The sequence below is a fragment of the Acetobacterium tundrae genome (genome assembly GCF_008086615.1).
GTDB lineage: Bacteria > Bacillota > Clostridia > Eubacteriales > Eubacteriaceae > Acetobacterium > Acetobacterium tundrae.
In genome coordinates, this window is the sequence record NZ_RXYB01000020.1 from 45,342 (window position 1) to 62,260 (window position 16,919).

21 protein-coding genes are annotated in these 16,919 nt (G+C 41.5%); 4 read left to right on the forward strand and 17 right to left on the reverse strand.

Annotated elements, in window-relative coordinates; genetic code table 11:
• Nucleotides 1-5: 5 nt before the first annotated feature.
• The 5 genes from FZC40_RS13810 to FZC40_RS17180 form a co-directional block, all read right to left on the reverse strand.
• A complete protein-coding gene (locus tag FZC40_RS13810; RefSeq protein ID WP_186843826.1) occupies nt 6-575 on the reverse strand; it encodes a DUF3267 domain-containing protein in 570 nt (189 codons plus the stop codon).
• A 125-nt stretch (nt 576-700) separates the two neighbouring features.
• On the reverse strand, nt 701-1,093 hold the full coding sequence (locus FZC40_RS13815) for an MmcQ/YjbR family DNA-binding protein (protein ID WP_148605357.1): 393 nt from the start codon (nt 1,091-1,093) through the stop codon (nt 701-703).
• 79 nt (nt 1,094-1,172) lie between these two features.
• The gene (locus FZC40_RS13820) at nt 1,173-1,718 is read right to left on the reverse strand and encodes an AAA family ATPase (RefSeq protein WP_148605359.1); all 546 of its coding nucleotides are present in this window, start codon (nt 1,716-1,718) and stop codon (nt 1,173-1,175) included.
• 194 nt (nt 1,719-1,912) lie between these two features.
• Complete coding sequence (locus FZC40_RS13825; RefSeq protein WP_207724276.1) at nt 1,913-2,347, reverse strand: VOC family protein; 435 nt, start codon at nt 2,345-2,347, stop codon at nt 1,913-1,915.
• Between the two features lie 55 nt (nt 2,348-2,402).
• The gene (locus FZC40_RS17180; RefSeq protein ID WP_186843825.1) at nt 2,403-2,576 is read right to left on the reverse strand and encodes a hypothetical protein; all 174 of its coding nucleotides are present in this window, start codon (nt 2,574-2,576) and stop codon (nt 2,403-2,405) included.
• Nucleotides 2,577-2,715: 139 nt separating this feature from the next.
• Here FZC40_RS17180 and FZC40_RS13830 point away from each other — a divergent pair, with 139 nt between their 5' ends.
• Nucleotides 2,716-3,438 (forward strand): DUF4386 domain-containing protein, encoded by a 723-nt coding sequence (locus tag FZC40_RS13830; protein ID WP_207706732.1) that lies wholly within the window; start codon nt 2,716-2,718, stop codon nt 3,436-3,438.
• Here FZC40_RS13830 and FZC40_RS13835 read toward each other — a convergent pair.
• Both FZC40_RS13835 and FZC40_RS13840 read right to left on the reverse strand, forming a co-directional pair.
• Nucleotides 3,435-4,022, reverse strand: a complete 588-nt coding sequence (locus FZC40_RS13835) for a Crp/Fnr family transcriptional regulator (protein WP_148605361.1) — start codon at nt 4,020-4,022, stop codon at nt 3,435-3,437. The two genes, FZC40_RS13830 and FZC40_RS13835, sit on opposite strands and share 4 nt — an antisense overlap.
• On the reverse strand, nt 4,007-4,375 hold the full coding sequence (locus tag FZC40_RS13840; RefSeq protein WP_148605363.1) for a helix-turn-helix domain-containing protein: 369 nt from the start codon (nt 4,373-4,375) through the stop codon (nt 4,007-4,009). Before FZC40_RS13840 ends, FZC40_RS13835 begins: the two co-directional genes overlap by 16 nt.
• Nucleotides 4,376-4,486: 111 nt before the next feature.
• Between FZC40_RS13840 and FZC40_RS13845 the strand changes: the two genes are divergently transcribed.
• Entirely contained in the window at nt 4,487-5,302 is an 816-nt protein-coding gene (locus FZC40_RS13845; RefSeq protein ID WP_148605365.1) for a 4Fe-4S binding protein, read from the forward strand.
• 139 nt (nt 5,303-5,441) lie between these two features.
• Here FZC40_RS13845 and FZC40_RS13850 read toward each other — a convergent pair whose 3' ends face one another.
• From FZC40_RS13850 to FZC40_RS13860, 3 genes are all read right to left on the reverse strand, one after another.
• On the reverse strand, nt 5,442-6,041 hold the full coding sequence (locus FZC40_RS13850; RefSeq protein ID WP_148605367.1) for a transglutaminase-like domain-containing protein: 600 nt from the start codon (nt 6,039-6,041) through the stop codon (nt 5,442-5,444).
• Nucleotides 6,042-6,503: 462 nt separating this feature from the next.
• Complete coding sequence (locus FZC40_RS13855; RefSeq protein WP_148605369.1) at nt 6,504-7,205, reverse strand: aspartate/glutamate racemase family protein; 702 nt, start codon at nt 7,203-7,205, stop codon at nt 6,504-6,506.
• Between the two features lie 345 nt (nt 7,206-7,550).
• Nucleotides 7,551-8,165 (reverse strand): TetR/AcrR family transcriptional regulator, encoded by a 615-nt coding sequence (locus FZC40_RS13860; RefSeq protein WP_148605371.1) that lies wholly within the window; start codon nt 8,163-8,165, stop codon nt 7,551-7,553.
• Between the two features lie 146 nt (nt 8,166-8,311).
• On the opposite strand from FZC40_RS13860, the gene FZC40_RS13865 reads away from it, so the two are divergent.
• Complete coding sequence (locus FZC40_RS13865) at nt 8,312-9,760, forward strand: MFS transporter (protein WP_148605373.1); 1,449 nt, start codon at nt 8,312-8,314, stop codon at nt 9,758-9,760.
• A gap of 14 nt (nt 9,761-9,774) precedes the next feature.
• A complete protein-coding gene (locus FZC40_RS13870) occupies nt 9,775-10,002 on the forward strand; it encodes a fumarylacetoacetate hydrolase family protein (RefSeq protein WP_186843824.1) in 228 nt (75 codons plus the stop codon).
• A gap of 296 nt (nt 10,003-10,298) precedes the next feature.
• On the opposite strand, the gene FZC40_RS13875 is transcribed toward FZC40_RS13870, so the two are convergent.
• From FZC40_RS13875 to FZC40_RS13910, 7 genes are all read right to left on the reverse strand, one after another.
• The gene (locus tag FZC40_RS13875) at nt 10,299-11,570 is read right to left on the reverse strand and encodes a 4Fe-4S dicluster domain-containing protein (protein ID WP_148605377.1); all 1,272 of its coding nucleotides are present in this window, start codon (nt 11,568-11,570) and stop codon (nt 10,299-10,301) included.
• Between the two features lie 740 nt (nt 11,571-12,310).
• Nucleotides 12,311-12,655, reverse strand: a complete 345-nt coding sequence (locus FZC40_RS13885; RefSeq protein WP_243135824.1) for an alpha/beta fold hydrolase — start codon at nt 12,653-12,655, stop codon at nt 12,311-12,313.
• 30 nt (nt 12,656-12,685) lie between these two features.
• Nucleotides 12,686-14,668: a S8 family serine peptidase gene (locus tag FZC40_RS13890; protein ID WP_148605379.1), complete on the reverse strand. Its 1,983-nt coding sequence runs from the start codon at nt 14,666-14,668 to the stop codon at nt 12,686-12,688.
• Nucleotides 14,669-14,703: 35 nt separating this feature from the next.
• Entirely contained in the window at nt 14,704-14,991 is a 288-nt protein-coding gene (locus tag FZC40_RS13895) for an IS1096 element passenger TnpR family protein (RefSeq protein WP_148605381.1), read from the reverse strand.
• Nucleotides 14,991-15,581: a helix-turn-helix domain-containing protein gene (locus FZC40_RS13900; RefSeq protein WP_148605383.1), complete on the reverse strand. Its 591-nt coding sequence runs from the start codon at nt 15,579-15,581 to the stop codon at nt 14,991-14,993. Before FZC40_RS13900 ends, FZC40_RS13895 begins: the two co-directional genes overlap by 1 nt.
• Before the next feature lie 110 nt (nt 15,582-15,691).
• The gene (locus tag FZC40_RS13905) at nt 15,692-16,264 is read right to left on the reverse strand and encodes a DJ-1 family glyoxalase III (RefSeq protein WP_148605385.1); all 573 of its coding nucleotides are present in this window, start codon (nt 16,262-16,264) and stop codon (nt 15,692-15,694) included.
• A 141-nt stretch (nt 16,265-16,405) separates the two neighbouring features.
• Nucleotides 16,406-16,750 carry a hypothetical protein gene (locus tag FZC40_RS13910; protein ID WP_186843823.1) on the reverse strand — a complete coding sequence of 115 codons (345 nt, stop codon included), beginning with the start codon at nt 16,748-16,750 and terminating at the stop codon, nt 16,406-16,408.
• Nucleotides 16,751-16,919 lie beyond the last annotated feature (169 nt).

Below are 16,919 nucleotides of genomic sequence, written 5' to 3' on the forward strand. Positions count from 1 at the left end.
ACTACTCACCTCCAATATGTAACATCACCCTTGTTTCTGACAGAAGCACCTTTTGGTATTTGCTTGAGAATAACAAAAAAGGAAAAGATATCTCCGCAAGAGAGCATTCCATTTATTAGAGATATTTTCGTCAATATTTCAATATATGAGTTGAATATCAAAATACATATGATTGGTAAAAAAGTCAATACCACGAATGGGAATAATCTAACGATTAAGCATCTAGCTTTTTTTATATCATTTGCGTAATCTACATAAAATGAACCGCCATAATATCCAATGTATATATTAGGTGAAGTAAATTTTCCCGGGAAAAGTATCACATGCAAGAATTCATGAATTGGAATGATACCAATCAAAATAACAACCCACATGTAGTTATCCCAAATAGCAAATTTATAGTTAACCCCAATAATTAATTTTATAATAAATCCATCTAATATTACAACGAGAGTCGCAACTAATATTTCCATTGTGACTGTCTTTATACGACTCGGTTCATTAATTCCTTTATAGCCTTGCTTAGCTGGATCAAAATCTTCATATTCAGGTAATTTATTAAAAAACCACTTCACAATTCTACCTCTCATTCAAATTAATTTGCTATATCGATTATGTTAAGTCAATAAGTTAAGGGGCAGGCACCAAGGCTATTTTAGTTCTCCTTCGTTATTTTTATTTCGAGGGAGAGTCCTCTTAATTATTCTCCAGGAACGTGAATGCTTGCCTCAATTTCACACTGTTTCTTTTTTGTCAATTTGACGAATACGGTGTGATGAGCCAGTTGGATGCAGTCGACCAGCACCTGCTCGGGCACATCGCCGTTCAAGATGATCGAATTCCAGTGTTGTTTGTTCATGTAATATCCGGGAATAATATCCGGATAGTGCAAACGGAGGATTTCACCATCGCCAATGGGCAGCTTGACGGTCAGCAGAGCGTCCCCTTCTTTGTTTTCACCACGCATGGCAAACATCACATCGCCGACAAAGTATCGGATGGCATCCCATTCCGATTTATAATCCCGGGTTGTTCCTGGCATCGATTCAACCGTTTTTTCAATCAGTTCGTCCCATTTTTTACAAGGTTTCATTTTTTTCTCCTTCCATATTTGCAGGTTATCAGATCATTAAGTTAAGAGAGCCAGGCACCGTCAGAGTTTAAATCTTTTTTCAAACTTTTTTCAAATATTCTTGAACTATGATATCAACATTCTTATTTAAGTTCTCCTCTCCATTCAACCGTAGTACTTTACAAGGTAATGAATTAGCCCACTGCTCATGTGTCTTCTTACACGGAGAACCATCCGAATCATATCTAGCTGAGTTATCAAGAAAACAACAATGTTCTTCATACATATCTCCGCCTTTGACGATTCTTTCTCCAAATATTTCATATTCTCTTTTATGAATCCGAACAATTCTTGTTTCGGCAGATGCTGTAATATGTGCTGCCAAATCGAACAATGGAACAAATGGTGCATTAAAACTATCCATTGAGCCAGCCATCACAAAATAGCTTCTTTTCGATATATCTGTCATTAATCTATTAATCTTCTTTTCACGAGTATACATAACTGTGAAAGGTTTATCAGTATCTTTTCTCCATATATAATTATCTATGTCGAAATATGGAAAGCCAAGCTTATCAGCGACCATTTTCCCCAATGTTGTTTTTCCTGAACCTGCTGAACCAAAAATAATAATTCCTCTTGCCATATCTTTTACCCCATAACAAAAAATTCTGATTTATATTAAGTGTGCCTAGAACCTGGCACCGTCAGTGTCTTTTATTTCCTTTAACCAGAACATAAATTCCCAGCCGATTATAACAGGTCGATGCATCAATGGCTCGGATTCTGATCCAAGTTTCCCTTCGCTGCCTTGTCTTTAAGATGTGCCGGTTTTAGATTTTAAAAAACGATCATATTCTGTTCATCGTATTGAAAATCAGGCCCCCATGCAACTTCCCAGTAATAGCCATCCGGATCAGAAAAATAGGCATGATATCCGCCCCAAAATACATTGGTTGGTTCTTTTACTATCGTTGCCCCGGCGGCTTTGGCCATCTTTATGGTCTCATCAACTTCTTTTTTTTCTTTCACATTAATGGCTAATGTGATTCCTGCAAAACCATTGCTCAATGCCGGCGGATTGTCAGGATTAATATCCTCGGCCAACAGCATCAGCGGATATAGTTCAAATTTAGTCCCGGCGGTATTAAAAAATATAACTGTCGGATTATCAGCCATTTCATCAGTTTCAAAACCAAGACCATCGCGATAAAAACGAATGGATCTTGCCATATCGCGGACTCCCATACAAATAATATTAATTCGATTTATCATTTCTCATCCTTTCAGGTATGTTGCAGAGTATTTTTTGACAGAAATATTTAGCACCCTATTTAATATGACCGATGATACGCCCTTCGACCTGTCGCAGCGCAGTCTTCAGCAGCAAATCTTTCGCCACCTTATCAACCCATACCGCTTCTTGATGAACCGTCCCGCACCAGTCCGGCGGTGTAGAAAACCATGGAGTTAAGATAAGTGGTACCTGGCTCCAGCGACACAATTTTTCAATGCCTAAAAACGTTAACACCGAACTATTGGTTTGTAACTTTTAAAATATTATTCGTTCTTAACTTAAGTCAATGAAATACCATATCCGCCATGCTAACATAATTACAAACAAACAGGAGGTAATTATATTAGTGTTTGAAACAGAAAGAATATCACCAAGAAAAGCGGCTGTCATCGTTGGGGTGGCGATGATTATGATCGCACTATGTGCCGGTTTTGCCTATGGATTTATTCACTCAAGTCTGGTTATCACAGGGAATGCGGCGGCAACCGTGAGCCAGATCCAACAAAACACCCCCCTCTTTCGGGCGGAAATATTCAGTTGGTTCCTGATTCTGGTCTTCGATATTATTATTGCAGGGGCCTTAACTATTTTCATGAAGCAGATTGATGCTCATCTGTCATTACTAGGTGGCTGGTTTCGACTAATCTATGCAATGATTTTAGGCATTGCCATTTCCAATTTAGTGATGGTGTCGCTTTTACTCAGCGGCGATGATTATTCGGCATCCCTGCCGGCCGATCAATTGAGTGCTCAAGTCATGTTCTCTCTCAGTGCATTTAATAGCATCTGGTCACTGGGCTTGATTATTTTTGGTCTCCATTTATTAATCATTGCTTATTTAATTTTAAAGTCAGACTTTATCCCAAAATTCCTGGGTATCCTTTTAGTCATTGCGGCTTTAAGTTACGTTCTTATTCATTCGATGTATGTGTTTCTGCCCCAATATGAAACCACAACAATGCTAATCGAAAAGATCTTAAGCCTGCCGATGACTGCGGGTGAATTGGGTTTTGGAATCTGGCTATTGATAAAGGGTGGCAAGAGACCCAAAAAAGCAACTGAATTCTAACCACTACTGTCTTGGGATAACCGCTTCTTAATTCTACTCAAGGATTCTGGCGTTATTCCAAGATAGCTTGCTAATTGATGTTGCGGCACCCGGTTGATCAATCCCGGTCTTTGTTCTACCAAGCTGCGGTAACGTTCCTCTGGGGTTTTCGACATAAACCGCGCACTGGCATCCTGGGTTTCCCCCAAATTCAACTCTAACATCGATCTTGTGATGTTTTGGAGTGCTGGATATTCTACATACATCTTTTCTTCTGTATCGGCATCGCCAATTAGCAAGGTTGTTTTTTCGACACAGGATAGCGAATAATCAGATGGCAGTCTTAACTTATAACTTTTGAATAGTGTAACGGATTGTTCCTCGGTAAAAAAATCATTTGTAATTTCTTTGCCTTCCACCCCATAGCTGTATTGTCTGACACACCCATTCAAAACCAGATAGCACTTACTGGATATGTCCCCTTGTCTAAGCAGTATTGTCCCTTTTTCATAGGTTTCAACCACCATATGCCCCATTATTTCCTGTAATGCTTCTTTATTAAAATCAGTATACTTCGCCATAAATTTCATTAAATACAGATCCATCTTTTCGTTCCTTTCATCGATGTCCGTGTGGATGTTTCCCGGGACACTGGAATATCGGCAGGCAGGGGCTGGTTTGCCAGCCGGTAAAGATGATGACATTCTTCCCGGTCAAGCTGCAATACCCTGGAAAGACTTTCCACCACCGGGGTGGAAACATGAATTGGTCGACCCTGTTCAAGCCAGGTATACCAGGTTAGACTGATCCCAGCCATTTGGGCGACTTCCTCCCTTCGCAAACCAGGGGTTCGCCGTCGCTGGCCTGATGAGAGACCAACCTGAGAAGGCAGTATTTTTGCTCTCCGGGTTTTCAGAAAATCACCAAGTTCCTTATATCGTTGCTGCTCACTGTGCATAGGGTTATGCCTCTTTCTATTATAATTTATACCAGTATAAATACACTTCTGGTAATATTATAACATCTGTAATATGCTTATTCTAGAAAATAGAATAATGGAGGTTTTCAAATGAAAATAAAGTCAACAAAACTGGTTTATTTTTCGCCAACAGGAACCACAAAAGCAGTGGTTGAAGGCGTTGCACAGGGCATTGATGCAATTGAAGTGGAACGGATTGATCTGACCAAACCGGAGTCTCGGTTAAAACCATTGCATACCGGAAAAGACGAATTGCTGATTATTGGGGTACCTGTTTATATGGGAAGGGTGCCGGAGGTGATCCGGGAATGGCTCCAATCCATTAAAGCCAAAAAAACTCCCGTGGTCTGCATTATTGTGTACGGTAACCGTGTCTATGACGATGCCTTACTTGAACTTACAGAAATTCTCGTTGCTGACGGATGCTTCCCCATTGCCTCAGGGGCTTTTATCGGCGAGCGTTCCTTTTCCAGTGTTGAAATACCCATTGCCGCCGGTCGCCCAAATATTCAAGATTTGAGTCAAGCGGAAGCATTTGGCTGCAAAATCAATGAAAAACTGGCTGCAATTTTATCTGTCGATGAAATTGGGAAGCTGAATGTACCTGGTGAATTCCCCTTTCGCGGCGCAACCAAGCTCTGGAATGTCGATTTTATCACCGTTGGCAGTGACTGCAATCAATGCCAGATCTGTGCTGAAGTCTGTCCAGTGGGAGCGATTTTCAAGGAAAACAGCCGCCAGATTGATCAAGAAAAATGCATCACCTGCTGCGCCTGCATCAAAAAATGCCCCCAGCATGCCAGAACCATCAAACTCGGCCCGGTACATGATGCATCAATCCGATTGAACACCCTGTTCAAAGAACCCAAGCAGCCGGATTTTTTTTATTTGGGACCCCGATCATAGTATTTGTCCAAATATACGATATGGGCAGATATTGCCTATTCAACCCCCTCCAAGGGATTGATTTACTTCAATAAAAGGATATACATGATTTTCTCCTTTTATTGAAGTAATAATTTACCTAAAAAATAGATTGATCAGACTAAACCGAAACATCCGGTTTTTCATTGAGCGACTCTGGCAGGTGATCAAGAACATCCTGCAAACAGCCAGCCTTTTTTAGCATCAGCATGGTATCCCGGTGAGGATTGGCATAAATACCCGGCCAGTAGTATTCATCATATTCCGTTCGATTCGAAAAAGCAAGAACCGGTTTTTTCAATGAAAATTGTGCATGCACACCTGGCTTATTTCCTCTTGCATCCAGCCTAATCCAATGGTCTTCCAAAAAAACGGCATTATAAGCATGGACACAATATCCCAGAGAATCATCATCGGCAAGGGTGATGTGCTGAAAACAGAAACCCGTTGGGATATTCTGAGACCGAAGAAGTGCTGCCAGCAAATTTGCTTTGGCCTGGCAAATTCCCGTTTTGTGGATGAGTACATCCGATGCTCTCGCCGTAATGACCTTGGCATTGCAGTCAAAGGAATGAGGAATTTCATCTCTGACAAATTCATAGGCAATTATTGCCTTTTCAGCATCCGACATCTTTGGTGTGAATAGCTGGAGCGATTTTTGTATCATTTTCGGATGCCCAAAATCAATCGCATCCGTTTCCAATATAAATTTTTGAAACATCGACTTTCCCTTCTTAACCGTATTTTTGTGTTTGTAAGGAATAATAGTGGGCAGACAAGTAAGTTGACGATTGTAATCTCCCACACTAACAACTTGTCATCGGACAAACAGAACGATCCCAAGACTTATGCTTTAATTTTTTTTCAGGAAATGCTCGTGATATCTTAATAAGACCAGAAATAAGTTACGGAGCAGGCAACCGGTCAACCTAAGATACTGAATTTCAATTTTAAAAAGGATGGTTTTGATGCGAAACAGGTAGCGCAGATGTAGAGCGTTGCGACGGAATCGTCCCACAACTGCAATCCTCTTTGAGTAAAAAAATGATTGCTTAACTGTGCAGCAATTCCTTGATTACGCTAATTTGGTATCACATTAAGACTAAAAATAGTCTGATAATCTCCGTTAGGAACATCTTGCTCTCCCTTTTTGATCTCGGCAAATGAATAAGGCCACCGCTTCCTAATACTTTAGGTTTCGGTAGTACGCAATAATGCTTTCGACATGGATTTTGGTGGTGTTAAAAAACGGGATCCCCAGTTGACTTTCCGGCAGGATCAGCGGCAGCTCGGTACAGCCCAGGATGACCCCTTCGATCGTGTCATCGGCCATCATCCGTTTGATGATACCAAGCAATCCCCGCCGGGTTTCATCCCGAAACATACCCAACTCGATCTCCGTCATCAGTTTATTCTGAATGTAAGCCTGCTCCGTTTCATTGGGAATCACCGCCTCGATTCCCTCCCGGTGACAAGCTTTCTGATAAAAATCACTTTGCATGGTAAAACTAGTGCCCAGCAGTGACACCCGGCGACACCCTGCTTTTTTTATGTATCGGCAGGTTTCATCGACAATGCTGATCAACGGAATGGGTGACCGTTCGCTAACGCGGTCAAACACAATATGTGGGGTATTCGCAGAAATAAATCCAAAATCAGCCCCTCCTCGGTAAAGATCATCGATGCCTTCAATCAGCCATTTCACCAGCTGATCCCAGTCCCGGTTTTCCATTAGTTTCATCAGAATACTCATATTCATGCTGTTGATTATTATTTCCGGGTTGTTCCCGTCATTTACCTTTTGGCGATGGGTTTCTATCAACAGTCGATAATAATCCAGCGTTGATTCGGGGCCGAAGCCGCCGATCATTCCAATTCTTGACATGATATTTCCTCCTTTTAAAATGCATCGTAAGATTTCATAGAACCGCCCCTCAGTTGGTTAATGTGTTCGATTTGAATGGCATTATTGTATCATTTAATTGCCTGAAACGAAAGATTTTAAATAGAAACAAAGTAAAGTGAGCCAGGGAAACTTACTCGACTTAACTTATTGAGATTGCGGGTAAAGAAACAGCGAGAAGAGAAAGAAGAGAGACGATTCGAGTTCTACGGGACTCAGGTTGTCTCTCTTCTCTCTGTTTTTTAAAGAGGCTGGAAAATCTGGCGGAAAAATAAAAGAATTCAAAAAACGACATTAGAATAGTCCGTCTCTTACCCAATAACAGATTCAGCCCATTAACAAGTGATAAACCGCGTCAATACCGGTTTGTAAAATACGTTCCACTTCAATTTCATTTTTGTAAAAAACAATTTGATCGACAATCGAACTGATTAAATTGAAAGCGATGATCGCAGCAGCTTCGGGATCCTTCGCGGTGATATATTCACTGGACGAATGAAAACTATCGAGGGTCGTTTGCCATGTTTTTTCCCGCTGTTTGACCATGACCGAGGCAACTGCTGGCATTGTGAAACAGAGAATTTCCATTTCGCGATTCAGTGCTTTTGACGATTGATGCACTTCAATCAGGTTCTCAATGAGTAGACGAATCCATTTTTTAGGATCGTTTTTATAAATCTCAATTTCTGCGGATAAGTCATCATGAACTTTAAGAAATGAATTGTTGTATCGTTCTAAGATATCAAGCAGGATGGTGTCTTTATCTTTATAATATGCGTAAAGACTGCCAATTGAAACTTTGGCAACCTTGGCAATTTCATTGGTTGTGGTACTGAAATAGCCTTTTTCACAAAAAAGTGTGTAGGCGGCGCTTAGGATCTTCTCTTTTGTTTCGATGCTTCTTTTTTGCTGTGGTTTACGCACGGGTTTACTTTCAGCCATATCATCATCTCCTTTAACCCTATTTTAAAGTAATGGGGTGTTTTTGTCAAATAATACGAGCATTTACTCATATTGTTGTTGACAAGCAAAACAAAGGTACTTATAATATGAGTAATTACTCATGTTATGATGAAAGAAGGATGAATATGAATCTTATTAAAAAAAATAGCCGCTTAACCGTTGCGACTGTAGCTCTCGGTACCTTTATGACTTGTTTTGATATCAATGCGACAAATGTCGCATTGCCCTTAATCCAGTCTGGATTCAATACCACCATAGCGATTGTGCAGTGGGTCGTAGTTGCCTATTTGCTCACACTTTGCGCAACTCAGCTGACCTTTGGCCGAGTTTCAGATCTGTATGGTTTAAAGAAAATCTATGTCATTGGTTTTGCCGGTTTCACTGTCAGTTCACTGTTGTGTGGTCTATCAGCAAATATCGGGATGTTAATAATTTTCCGAATCATTCAGGCATTGTGCGGTTCCATGCTGATGTCAACCGGCAGCGCCATTGTTATTAATGCAGTATCACCTGAGAATCGCGGAAAAGCATTGAGTGTAACCGCCATTGCCGTTGCTGTTGCCACCTGTGCCGGACCTTCCATCGGTGGAATCATGACCGATTGGTTGGGATGGAGCAGTATCTTTTTTATCAATATTCCCACTGGTATCATAGGAACGGTCTTAGCAATGCGAAACATTCAAAAAGATCGACCGAAATCAGGATCAAAGTTTGATCCGATTGGAAGCGTACTGATTATACTGGCTTTGGTGCTGATTTTACTGCCACTGGATATGCTCAGTAAATCAACAGTTAATCCAATTTTGATTTTTGGTTCGCTAATTACAGGCATCGTGGCACTGGGAGCATTCATTCTTTATGAAATGAAAAGTGACCATCCCATTCTCGATTTAAACCTTTTTAAAAACAGAGTATTTACCACGGCAAATTTCGCAGCCATCTTTTTTTATATGTGTGAATTCATGCTGGTTTTTATTTCACCTTATTATCTGCAACAACAGCGGATGCTCTCTGTTTCATTTTCGGGATTGATGATGCTCCCAATGTCATTGGCAATGATGATTATGGCACCCATCAGCGGTTCAATCTCGGATAAGTATGATAGCCGTTTCATCAGTTGTGCGGGACTGGGAATTTTGGGAATCGCGGTTATTGCTTTTAGTACTTTTCATCCGGACACACCAACGGTATTGCTGTTGATTGTCTTTGCTGTCACCGGGATCGGAGCAGGAATGTTTCATACACCCAACAACAGCGCCGTGATGGGAAGTGTACCGGCTTCCAGCCGAGGGGTTGCCGGAGCCACCCTGGGGACAATGCGTAATATCGGTATGGTTCTGGGAGAGGCCACATCGGCAGCTTTGTTGTCATACAATATCGATCATGCAACGACCATCTTTGCGGCAACAGGGCTTGAAGGAGCAGCGCTCCAACAGGCTGCCTTTAGTCAGGCAATGGGGATAGTATGTATCGTGTCAGCCGGTTGTGCATTAGTAGCTCTTTTTTTATCTTTGGTACGTGGTAAAAACAGGTGTGTTGACGTCTTAAAAGAAACTGAGATGAAAGTCGTTTAAGGATATCTGACAAAGTGGCAACTAGCCAATTGAATGAGTTCCTTTATGGTATTGGTGAGGCTGTCTCCTACGCTTCTAAGGGAGAGACAATATATCCGGAAGAATTCATGGGAACCGGGATCATACCGGATTGCAGTGGTCTTGAAAATAGTTATTTACTAAAAGATGGAGATTGCATTCGCATGGAAATAGATCAAATTGGCTTTGTGGAAAATATAGTGAGAAAGCAGTCCAATGAATAGAATAAGATATTGATTGTTTTTTACCAAGGATGGGCTTATGCCTGTTGTAAAATAAGAGAAAGGAATGGAAAGTGTGGCAATATATAAGTGAATATCGATTTTAATGCTTCACCTCGGTATGTCCTTAACGGGACAATATCGAGGTATTTTTATTTAAAATTCAAATACAGCATTAAATAACGGCGGAACTGTTGATTGTCTCACTTAAATGTGTTCATGAAAAACAATAAGCTAAAGCAATTATAGGGGATATACTGAACAGAATTAGCAGTTATAATTCGCTGGCAAACCAAGCATCACTTGGGAGCAGACAACAATTTATCCAGATAAATTGATTTAAACTGTTTACTGGCCAAAATCTGTTTAACCGGAGGTAATTTAAGAATAACTCCAAATACCGCGGCCATCGCACGATGATTGGCAAAGGCCTGATTATCAAAGACAAGGTTCTGAAGCGTCCCTTTTTCAATTGCCTGCAGGACAAACCGATGGGTGCTGTTCACGGGGGTGATCACTTCGATTTCTCGTCGTTCCAAATGAATCGCATGTGTCGGACAATTTCTGACACAGACCCCACATCCCAGACATATCTGATGATCCACTGCAGCGACGTCCTGGCCCGCCTGCTTATTTTTCATGGAAATAGCCAGTACCGGACAGACCTTTTCGCATTTACCGCACCCGATACACGCATCGGAGATAACCGGGATATAATTCGTTGTCGCTACTGGCTGCATGGGGCTGAACTTTCTTGCAGCTTGTAGGGCTTCACAGCAGCAACCGCAGCAATTACAGATAAATGCCGGATTTTCCCGGACATTTTCCCCAATTTGCACCAAATTCGCTGCATAAGAACGTTCCAATACCGCCATCGCCTCGTTTTTGTCAATTAACCTGGCATGCTGACCATTTTCTGCCAGGGACCGGGCCACGTTTCCGAGGGTCAGACAAACATCCAAAGGCGCATCGATCTGACAGGGATGTCCGACATGCAACATTTTATGCCGGCAATAACAAGTTCCCAGTCCGATATGCGATGCTTCCGCGATCATCTGGCTAGCTCTTTCATAATCCAGAATATGAACCGTATTATCATTTGTCAGAACCGGCTCCTGAACATAGACGCGTCCCAAAAATGTTTCGGTGGCAAAAAAAAGATCTTTGACAAAATCTTCTTCGACATTCATATACTGATAGTACAACTCACTTAAATACTTCTGATCAATATCGCCTCTTGTCCGCATTAAGGCAAATTCAATAAAACCGGCCATGGGTGGCGGCATTACAAATTCACGTTTTCCGTCATAAAAGGAATCCACCAGCAATGCCTTCTCGCACAAATGCTCTAAAAAGGTTTCCGCTTTGGCTTCATTGATATGCCAGATTTGAGCTGCTTTTTTAGCGGTAAATGGACGAACCGGCAGCAAGGCAACCCATTTGGCCTCCTGGTCTGTGTACAAAACCTGTAATATTTTATACAGGCTCTCCGTCGGCGGAGCACCCTGGGTAAACCAGTTAATTCTTTCTTCTAAATTCTTGTAGGCATCTTTACTTGTAATATGTCCCATTCATTCACCTTCCTGACGCTTAATTTATGTCAAAATTATTTTACCAAAAATCCCCTTTCTACCAGTTTCCTGATCCGTGTTCAGCTGATTTCTGATTCTTCAATCTGTTTTGTTGTGATACTGCCATCTACATTTTCGGCAATGTCCTTTGATGCGAAACAGATTCTAACGCGGATGTAAACCATTGTGACTGAATCGTCCCAGAACTGCAATTCTCTTTGAGTAAAAAAATGATTGCTTAACTGTGCTGCAATTCCTTGATTACGCTAATTTAGTATCACATCAAGACCAAAAATAGTCTGATAATCTCCGCCAGGAACATGTTGCTCCTCATTTTTGATCTCGTCAAATGAATAAGGCCACCGCCCCCTAATACTTTAGGTTTCGGTAGTACGCAATAATGTGTTCGATTTGAATGGCATTATTGTATCATTTAATTGCCTGAAACGAAAGTTTTTAATAGAAAAAAGCCCCCAGTGTACCGATGGGCAATCATCATCAGTAATCCAATGCTGAAAACCCTCACGAACAAGCCCATTTAAATGAAGAAGGATATCTTTTTTGCGAATCGCCGGCGGTAGTTGTCACACCAACGCCGCCGTTCACGATAATTGGAGCGATGGCTATTGGCTTGTTTATTTCCGCTTAGAGTGCTGCCAATGAACCGTCGCTGGATTCACAGCCGATGCATCCACGATTATCGACATTTCTTTATTTATTAGGGAATCTGAAAAATTCTATTAACTTTGTGCAATGACCTGATTGATAAAATCAATCATCCCGTCTTCTACCTCATCACGAATATCCCGATATTTATGGATTTCATGACAATACCCGGAATAAAGCTTTGTTTTGACCTCATTTCCGGTTTCTGCCAACCAGCTTGAAACCGCATAGACACCTTCGCCATAAAGTCCAACCGGATCCTGGTCGCCGGCAATATTATAAACCGGAATAGAAACCGGCACTTTCTCTGCCCACTGTGTTCCAATAATGGTTTCAATCATCATAATAGAATCGTAAGTCGAACGAATATTCGGCGGGCTTGTAAAATTATTGATTCTTTCTTTTTTGTCTTTTTCCATTTCCTGATCTATAAATTTTCTAATGCTTCATTATATCTTAACAAAAGGTCGCTCCACGTTCCCCGGTGCTTCACTTCCTTTTAACACAACTTGAACTTTGATCCCTTCCATACGATAACCAAAACCTTCGGTTCCGGCCGGCTCACCATTCTTGGCCCAATCCATCCAACCGATATTCTGGATATGAACCTGATAGTAAACATCAAAAAGATCTGCATCCGTCCCGGTTAACTCAATTTTAATGGCTTCTAAGCGTAGCGATTCTCCGACGGTGCCGCTTAATGCGCCATTCTCCACAAAATCCTGCCAGCCTTGATTCTCCACCTGAGTTTTATACCGAACGCCGATATCGTAGGCGCTGGTATCGGCGTTGAGTTCAATCGCTTCTAAGCGCAGCGATTCACCCACAGTGCCACTTACTTCGCCATTTTTTACAATCGCCTGCCAGCCGTTATTCTGAACATGGGTGCGATAGGCAGTTGTAACGATAGGGTTTTCGATGACATAATTGATAATATTTGCTTGTGCCACCTCATGATCGGCATCCTGCACGGCGACCCTAAAGCTGTAAATCCCAGGGACATTCGGAATAAAGGTAACCGTATTGGCCTTGCTAAAATCCTGAATCATCGTGGTTTCACCATTTAAATCATAGGAGAAGGCATAGCTGTAAGCCCCTGTTCCACCGCTGGCGACGGCATTTAAAACAATGGGTGTATTAATTGGTTGACCTGTTAATACATTGGTACTAAAATCAGAGACGCTCAGACGTTCTTTCGGGGTGACCTGGGCCAACGCTTGATCAAGTTGAATGAGACCATCGCCATAGTAATTATCACGGCCTGTTTCACCCAGATCAATGGCCGTTTCTTTTAAAATCGTCTCGACCTCAGCCGGTGTAATCGTCGCATCCGCTGCCACTAAAACAGCACAGGCACCCGCGACTATAGGACTAGAAGCAGAAGTCCCGGAACCGGATATATACCCATCCTTACCCCAAAGGGTCAGGGCATCAACCCCGGGCGCACAAAAATCAACCATCTTATTATGCTGGGAAAAATCGGCGATCACATTATCCCGATCCGTTGCGCCAACTGATATGACATTGTCATAGGCGGAAGGAATTTCAATGTTTCCACCAGTTACAGGGTCGTTTCCATCATTACCAGCAGCCGCAACTAAAATTTTTCCCTTACTGGCCGCATAAGCAACGGCGTTCTCAAGAACTGGCGACACCTCATCTCCGGCAAAACTCATATTGATGACCCGAACCTCCGGTCGATTCGCCGCCGCATAAAGAGCGGCGCAGGCATAACCGAGGTCAACGTTGTAATCATCTTCTGTTTTACCACCAACCCGATAAGGAGCGATTTTAATATTTGCAATTCCAGTCACTCCGGCAATACCAATCTCATTATTAGCAACTGCGGCAATATAGCCACTCATAGCGGTTCCATGGCCAATCATATCAACTGTCTCCGTTTTTCCGGTGACGAAATCATAACCGGTGGTTGTCTTGCCAACGATATCCGGGTGGTTGATGTTAAGACCAGAATCGATGACCGCCACGACGACGGTTTCTTTATTATTAACCTGATCCCAGGTCTGATCGGCACCGATGGCTTCAAATTGCCATGCTTGAGATAGTAATTCATCGTTTGGCAGGGTTGTTAATTTGAGGTAAGTATTTTTTTGAACGGCCAACACATTGGGATTATCTGAAAGCTCTGAAACCAGCGCATCGACTTGATTCCCATCCTTGACCTTTATAATGTCAACTTGATCACCTAGTTTTTCTCCGGCTTCGATCTGATTCGTTGTCAGCCCCAGATCTTTAACCGAGCCTTGATTTTGATAAATAACGACAATTTCGTCATCAATACCGGCATCATGATCTAAAGTATTGATTTGATCATAACTCTGGATACCTTGATTGGCGGCAACTGCCCCTATTGGTAATCCAGACAGGATTAACCCCACGATGAGACAAATAATACACTTCTTTAATTTCATTACATTCCTTCTTTCTTATAATGTTCCATCACTAACTAACTTTTTCCGACACGTTGATAAGCCACCCGTTCGGCCCCACTCTTGAGATAAATCAGGCCACAATAGGTGAAACCATTTTTATTGAAAGCATTCTCCGGCGGGGTCTGCCCGCTCGCTTCGAGCAGATATGGCGATTCCATATCAAAGTCCTCGATGACCCGTAGCAGCCGTATTTCATGTTCCCAATTGTCCCCCATGTCATAGGTATAGCGCAGCTGTTGATACTCCGGCAGATATAAGGAAAAACTGAATGCGTATTTGTTGACGAAACTGATATCAATCATTACCTTTTTTTATTTTTCACCTGATAGTTACACTTGATAAATTTCATATCATCAATTTCAAACTTCTTTTCTGTCAGAGGCTTTGTCATTTCACGACTTTCAATAAACTCATTTGTTACCATAACAAAATACTGTTTATTATCTTTATTTACCAAATAGAAAGATTTATCACTATTTTTAAGCCCATTAGCTAACCCCGGTATCCCAAATGGTGCGTTAAATATAAATCCTAATACATTATCAATTATTTTCTCACCCTTTGTAAGCTTTTGTTCGGCAATTAACAAATATATCTCAGCCTCTGGATATTTTCCCGTAATAATCTGGTCTTTCGGATTCTTTTTATACTTTGATATGTCAATCTTTTCTCTAATAATTGATGTATCGATATCCTGTTCATTATCAAACAGATGATCAATACTTACATTTAACAAGCTTGAAATTGCCTTTAAATTATCAACATTTGGAATTTCTTGATCAGCTTCCCATTTTGTAATTACTTGGCTTGATACCATCAGTTTCTCAGCCATCTGCTCCTGTGTAAGTCCCGCACTCTTTCTAGCTTCCTTAATTTTTTCTCCAATAGTCATACTTTTGTTCCTCCTTATTTATGTGAAACCTTTCATTTACCATATTTTTGATGTGCTCCCTCTAACTCACACAGTCCTTTTCAACAGACAGATGCTTGCTCCCCTGTTTGCTATTCTATGCATACCTTCTTTTCATAGAGGATATTTTTTCTCAAGCTCTCGGCCTCTTTCTCACCAGCTAAAACCGTCACAATTTCAAGGGCAAAATCCACCGCTTTTCCCGGTCCACGCGATGTGATAATGTTTCCATCCTTCACCACCGCATCCTCTTGATAGATTGAATTGGGCAGATCCTTTTCAAATCCGGGGTAAGAGGTCACTTTTTTTCCATCAATGATCTTCGCTTTTTCTAAGACGATGGGCCCGGCACAGATCGCTGCCACTAATTTCCCTGCTTCATTCATTTCTCTGACGATTTTTACGACCCGCTGATCATCTCTTAGATTCGCTGCTCCCGGTATTCCGCCGGGAATAATAACGGCCTCGTAGGAGTCAAGTTTTGACAGCTCATCGATTTGTTTGTCGGCTTTTACTTCGATATGATGGTTTCCTGAAACCTGAAGGGTATCTCTGATACTAATCATATGAACCGTAATTTGCTTGACTCTTCTTAAATAATCGACAACGGTTAAAGCTTCTACTTCTTCAAATCCTGCTGCTAAAAAAACAATTACATTCATCATTTTCCTCCTTTTGGGCACTTATTACAATGCCATTTTATGCATTATCGGTTTTTAAAAGAAACCTCTTGTGTGTCGTGACAAACCACCACACCAAAGGAATGATCAATTTCATAACATTTCCTCAAAAATATCGCTACCTGCCTATGATCTCCCGAATCTCATCGGACAAATCACTCTGCAATGATTACAATCAACCGTATCAAAACCTCTTGCCGTTTTTCCATAGGTATTCATGCGGCAAAGTTTTTGATTCACCACACCGTTTTTGATGGCCTGAACCGGACAGGCATCGATGCATTTTGTGCACCCTTCGATGCAAATATTTTCGCCCAACGGATCTGATTTTAGATCTAAATTCGTGAGGATCACACCAATGGTCAGCAAATTTCCATACTTCGGATTCAAGAGTAAGGTACTTTTCCCTATTTCTCCGATTCCACACAAAGCTGCGGTGTGTTTCATGGATATCAGCCCCTTGCCACGCATATTTTCTTCTTCCCAGTATTCATAAGGTGCGTCACAAGGAAGTATAATGTGCACGCTTGTCAAGACACGAAATCAAAATATTTAAGATAACTCTCCTTTCGTGTGATTGATTATGCTGCCAGGGTCTGATTTTCATAAAATACAACTGCTGGAGTTTCATAATCATACC